This window comes from Streptomyces sp. NPDC006265, from assembly GCF_040613555.1.
Lineage (GTDB): Bacteria > Actinomycetota > Actinomycetes > Streptomycetales > Streptomycetaceae > Streptomyces.
The window spans coordinates 1-4,639 of the sequence record NZ_JBEXSH010000736.1; the positions used below are offsets into that span (position 1 = coordinate 1).

Annotated in this window: 6 protein-coding genes; 1 reads left to right on the forward strand and 5 read right to left on the reverse strand. The window is 67.7% G+C overall.

Annotation, left to right across the window (positions count from 1 at the left end):
* Positions 1 to 98 precede the first annotated feature (98 nt).
* Both ABZ281_RS38705 and ABZ281_RS38710 read right to left on the reverse strand, forming a co-directional pair.
* Positions 99 to 1,052, reverse strand: a complete 954-nt coding sequence (locus ABZ281_RS38705; protein ID WP_356662697.1) for a hypothetical protein — start codon at positions 1,050 to 1,052, stop codon at positions 99 to 101.
* 71 nt (positions 1,053 to 1,123) lie between these two features.
* A complete protein-coding gene (locus ABZ281_RS38710; RefSeq protein ID WP_356662698.1) occupies positions 1,124 to 1,783 on the reverse strand; it encodes a hypothetical protein in 660 nt (219 codons plus the stop codon).
* A 309-nt stretch (positions 1,784 to 2,092) separates the two neighbouring features.
* Between ABZ281_RS38710 and ABZ281_RS38715 the strand changes: the two genes are divergently transcribed.
* Positions 2,093 to 2,506 (forward strand): DUF192 domain-containing protein, encoded by a 414-nt coding sequence (locus ABZ281_RS38715; RefSeq protein WP_356662699.1) that lies wholly within the window; start codon positions 2,093 to 2,095, stop codon positions 2,504 to 2,506.
* A 180-nt stretch (positions 2,507 to 2,686) separates the two neighbouring features.
* Here ABZ281_RS38715 and ABZ281_RS38720 read toward each other — a convergent pair whose 3' ends face one another.
* From ABZ281_RS38720 to ABZ281_RS38730, 3 genes are all read right to left on the reverse strand, one after another.
* Positions 2,687 to 3,121 carry a hypothetical protein gene (locus ABZ281_RS38720; protein WP_356662700.1) on the reverse strand — a complete coding sequence of 145 codons (435 nt, stop codon included), beginning with the start codon at positions 3,119 to 3,121 and terminating at the stop codon, positions 2,687 to 2,689.
* A 48-nt stretch (positions 3,122 to 3,169) separates the two neighbouring features.
* A complete protein-coding gene (locus tag ABZ281_RS38725) occupies positions 3,170 to 3,898 on the reverse strand; it encodes an Imm52 family immunity protein (RefSeq protein WP_356662701.1) in 729 nt (242 codons plus the stop codon).
* Positions 3,899 to 3,916: 18 nt separating this feature from the next.
* Positions 3,917 to 4,639, reverse strand: a 723-nt coding sequence (locus ABZ281_RS38730) for a Tox-REase-5 domain-containing protein (RefSeq protein WP_356662702.1), incomplete at its 5' end; no start/stop codon positions are given.

Consider the following 4,639-nt stretch of genomic DNA (forward strand, 5'->3'; position numbering starts at 1 on the left):
GGACCGGCTGTCTCAGACAGCCGGGTGGACCGGCATCAGGTCGACACGCAGGCGGCCACCGTACGGTTGCCGCCTGCCAGTCGGAGCGGTGGTTCGGCTCAGCGGTTGACGGCCTGGATCTCCTGTACGACCACGTCCTGCGTGGCGCCGAACGTGCCGTCGGGGAGGTCGCCGCCCGCGCCGCCGCTGCCGGTCCAGTCGATCTCCCAGGTGACGGTGGCCTGGAGCGGGTACGTGCCGTTGCCCGAGGAGCGCAGGTATCTCACTCCGCAGGGTGGCGTCCGGTCCGCCTTGCCCTTCGCGTAGGGCTCACCGATGCGGCCGTTGCTGATTTGGCAGACTCCGGAGGCCGGGTAGGTCTCGGCGTCCTTGGTGCCCGGTTCGATTCTGAGCGAGGTCGGTCTCGCCGTCGCGGTCGCCGTAATGCCGATGACCGGTACGGACGCGGTGACGGAGACCGGCTTGAAGTCGGCGGCGTCCAGCCAGGCCCAGGTCGGCAGGTTGACCTTGGTCTGGGTGGCGGGGGCCAGGGTGACTTCGGTGCCGGGGACTCGAATTTCCGCGTAGGCGAGTTCGGCCAGGATCTCGGGAGTGACGGCGTTCTTGATGTTCGCCGGAGGAGGGTCGCCCTGGTCCACCCAGAAGGGCTCCTCCGTGCAGGCGTCCCAGCCCGGGGGGAAGTCCTCGTCGACGAACGAGTCCCAGAAGTAGCCCTTGCCCGTCTTGTCCTTGTTGAAGTCCTTGTACGGGTGCCCCTTGACGTACCGGTCGCGCTGCTTGGCGTCCCACTCGTAGCCGGTCGAACCGGCCTCCCAGACCGGCTCCATGGTCTTCTGGAGCTGTTCCGGGGTGTACTTCGGGGCGTACCAGCAGGGCGGCGGGGTCCAGGACGTGGACGACGTGAGCGCGCCGGCGGATTTGCCACTGCCGTTCTTCGAGCGGTCGAAGACGACGCCGCCCACGGTGACGGAGACGGTGCCGTCTTTGCCTGCGTTGGCCTCCTGATTGGCGCCCTGGGTGTCACCACCCAGGGTGTCGTCAGCGGTCGCCACTCCGGGAAGGGCCACGAGCGACCAACACGTGCCGGCTATGACCAGAGAAGAGAAGGTCTTCAACGGACTTTTCATGGCTGGCACTTGGGGCTCCCACTCTGCGAGACCATCTTCTGGATCACCCAGGCGCCCTTGTCGTTCTTCTTGAGCGACGTGTGGTAGATGACGTAGCTCTTGGCGGTGACCTCGGTCTTCTTGGCTTTGTTGGTCTTGAGGTCCTTCACATACGCCTTGCCCTGGTCCTCGCAGTAGCTGAGCGACGCCGTACCACCCTTACCGACTGCCACCTGCGGAGCGTAGAAGCGGTATGCGCCGGTGATGGCTGCCTTGTGGTCGACGTAGTTCTGGACGAACTTCTCCGTGCTCGCGGCGGCCTCGCCCTCGTAGTAGTAGAGGTACGCCTTGTCGAGCGCGTTCTGGTTGACGATCGCGAGGTCGACCGCCTTGATCGACTGCTCGCCGTCAGCCAGGATCGCGTCCTTGTCCTTGTCTCCGGTCTTGGGCCAGTCGAAGGTGTACGAGAGGTCGGACGGCAGGTCGATCTTCGGCCGACCGGCCGACGCCGGGTCGGAGACGGTCGGGGATGCAGATGCCTTGCTTCCGGTGTCGGCTCCCGCGATCTTGTCGTTGTCCTTGGCCGCGGAGCTGTCGTCGCTTCCGCACGCGGACAGCGTCAGGGCCGCAGCGGCGGTCAGCGTGAGCGCTGCGAGGAGGGTGGGACGGCGGTTCACGGTCGGCTCCCGGTCAGAGGCGAGGCTTCTCTTGAGCGAACCAAAGCTATACAGCGGGGTGCGGCCGCACCAGCGTGAAGCTTGCCAACCGGCGGGGTGTATGGGGAGGAATCGGCGTTTCGTCGTCCGGTTCGAGCCGTAACGGTTGCATAACGCGCCGACGACGAACACCAACAGCGGTGTCCTGTACGGCGTTTCAGTCAGGAATCAGCAAAGGGCTTGGGTGCGTGGGCCCATGTGGGGGCTGCTGTCTGTGGATACCTTCGGGCGGAGAGCCGTTGGCAGGCGGCACGGTCGGAGGGGGCCCGGATGAGGCGGCGTTGGCGGGACGGGCATGGGGAGCTGGTCGTGTTCGGGGGTGGTGGGGAGGCTTCCGTCCGGGTGCCGTTGGAGATCGCCGCCTCCTATCGGGCACGTACGACGGGGCTGTTGGGGCGGGACTCCATCGATGGGGCGATCCTCCTCTCCCCCGGCAACAGCGTGCACACCTTTCGGATGCGCATGGCGATCGATGTCGCCTATCTCGATCGGGACCTTCGCGTCGTCGCCGTCCGCACCATGCGGCCCGGGCGGCTGGGGATGCCTCGGCTGCGGGCCCGGCATGTGGTGGAGGCGGAGGCCGGGGCGATGGGTGAGTGGGGGGTGCGGAAGGGGGCTCGGGTGGAAGTGGTCGTGGCGCGGAGTCAGGCGCACGACGCCGGCGCCGGTTGTCCCCGCTCGTGACATGGGTGACGGTCCGCTGAGTCGATGGCCGGCTACCGTGCGCAGTGTGTCGGCGGCCAGCGTTGTGGAAGCGCGGCCGGGACACGAGTGCGTCAGCGCGTGGCAGGCCCACCCGGACCGGCTTCCGAACAGGGGGTCAGCCGATTGCAGCCCGTGCGCTCACCCGGGGGCCGCTCGCTCCTACGCGGGGAATCCCTCCCTGGAACCGGTCACCCCCGCGAACAGCGCGACCGGCTCCTCCTTGTCCTCGTGGCCGACGCTCGCGGCGAGCACACGGTCGCCGGCCCGCCAGTACAGAAGGTCGCCGAAGTATCCGCTCTCGCACAGGTACAGGAAGAAGGGCGGGAGGTCGTCGGCGTCCGGATCCATGAAGGCGTGGACGTAGTTCTCCATGGACACGGTGGTGTGCGGGCCCCATCGGGCGTCCAAGGCAGCTGCCAGGTCGATCAGCTCCCTCTCGAACTCCTCGCTGGTCCGCATGAGCTCGTCCCAGTCGTCGTTCGGAGGAGCGAAGTCACGGCTCTCGCGCAAGATCACGAGGTGGTAGGTGTCGCTCCCGGTCAGGGGGCGGGCAAGGAGTTCGCCGATCCGGGCGAGATGCTGCTGCACGCTCATCGAGGGGCACTCACCGCTTCGTCGTTCACCGCCGGCCGGCCCTCATCGTCACAGCTTGGCACCCGTTGCGGGTACGGGCATGGGTTCCAGGGCGCCGCTGTCAGCGAGGGCTCTGTGGGCGGCAAGGACTGTTTCGGTGGCCGGGGTCTCGCCGGGGCTCGCCGCGAGGTCCAGGACGAGGCCGCCGTGCTCGGTGGGCAGCCGTCGGGCCGTGAAGTCGCCGGGGACGCGCGCTGCGCGGTTCTCGGAGAGGTAGACCGACCAGCCGCAGCGGGGGGCGGGGGCCGGCAGACCATAGGTCGCCTTGACGGTCTTGAACAGTTCACGATCGTAGGCAAGACCGGTGTCCGGGTCCCAGGCCCCCGCCAGCGCGGCGAGGGTCTCGGCGAGACGGTCCGCGAGCGGCGAGGCCGACGCGCCGGGCCCGGGGAAGAGCTTCACGATCACGAAGAACGGGCTGTGGTCGTTCGTGCCGCCCGCCGAGATCCACACCTGGACGTAGCCACCGTCCTGCCGGCGTCCGACCACGTGGGCTGTCCAGCCGATGATGTCGACGTCGTCATGCGTGTTCGCTGCCTGGAGCACTGTCGCGAACTCACCCGTGCTCCGGGGCACCAGTGGGCCGGGGCCGTCATCGTCCACGTCCCAGCGCCACTCCGTCAGCTCGCCATCGGACAGCTCCGTCAGCCGGGCGAGGAGCACCAACCAGCGTTCCGCCTGCTCCTGCGGCGTCTCGGATCTGGCCCACCAGTGCACAGCCACCGTCACCGCACTCATGATCCGCACTCCCGTCTTTCACTTCTCCCACGGCGTGTACTTGACGACCACCCCGATACCGGCTTCGTCGAAGGCTTCCTCCGCCGCCTCGGCCACCGCCTTGTTGGAGAAGTTCCACTCGACCGGCTTCCCGTTCGCCGCACTCAGCTGCCGCCGCGCCTGCTCGACGAACTTGTTCGCTTGAGCGGGTTCGAGTGTGCCGTCCGCCCGCACCTTGTTGCTGTAGCCGAACTTCGCCTCGACGTAAGTCTGCCGTGACGAATCCCACCCGTCGAAGTCGACGTCCCTGCCGGTCTTGGGGTCCTTGACAGCGTATTCCTTGCCGCGCTTCACCTTGGAGACCTGCTCCTGGTAGCGCATCCACACCTCTGACTTCGGCCAGTACGCCACCGCCTTCTTGGCCTTCCAGTGGCCGTCGCCACCATCCTTGGAGCCCTTCCGCGGGTTCTTCACGTCGTTGTACCAGGACGGCTTCTTCCACTTGGCGACCTTCTTGCGACTTTCCTCCTTCTTCGCCTCCTTCTCGGCCTTCTGAGCCTCCTCGGCCTGCTTGCGGGCTTCCTCGGCCTGCTTCTTCGCCTCTTCGTCGCAGCCCCCCTCGGCCAGCACGACGTACGGGGAACGGGATCCCCCGGCGGCGAGGACGGTGGTGCCACTGCCGGCCGACCCGATCAAGCCCGGGGCGTCGCCGTGCGGGACACGGCGGCCGGGAGCGGAGGCGATGGTGCAGCCGGACTGCCT

Coding starts and splice junctions, on each gene's coding strand:
- ABZ281_RS38715 (WP_356662699.1), top strand. CDS start 2,093: ATGAGGCGGCGTTGGCGGGACGGGCATGGGGAGCTGGTCGTGTTCGGG.
- ABZ281_RS38720 (WP_356662700.1), bottom strand. CDS start 3,121: ATGAGCGTGCAGCAGCATCTCGCCCGGATCGGCGAACTCCTTGCCCGC.
- ABZ281_RS38725 (WP_356662701.1), bottom strand. CDS start 3,898: ATGAGTGCGGTGACGGTGGCTGTGCACTGGTGGGCCAGATCCGAGACG.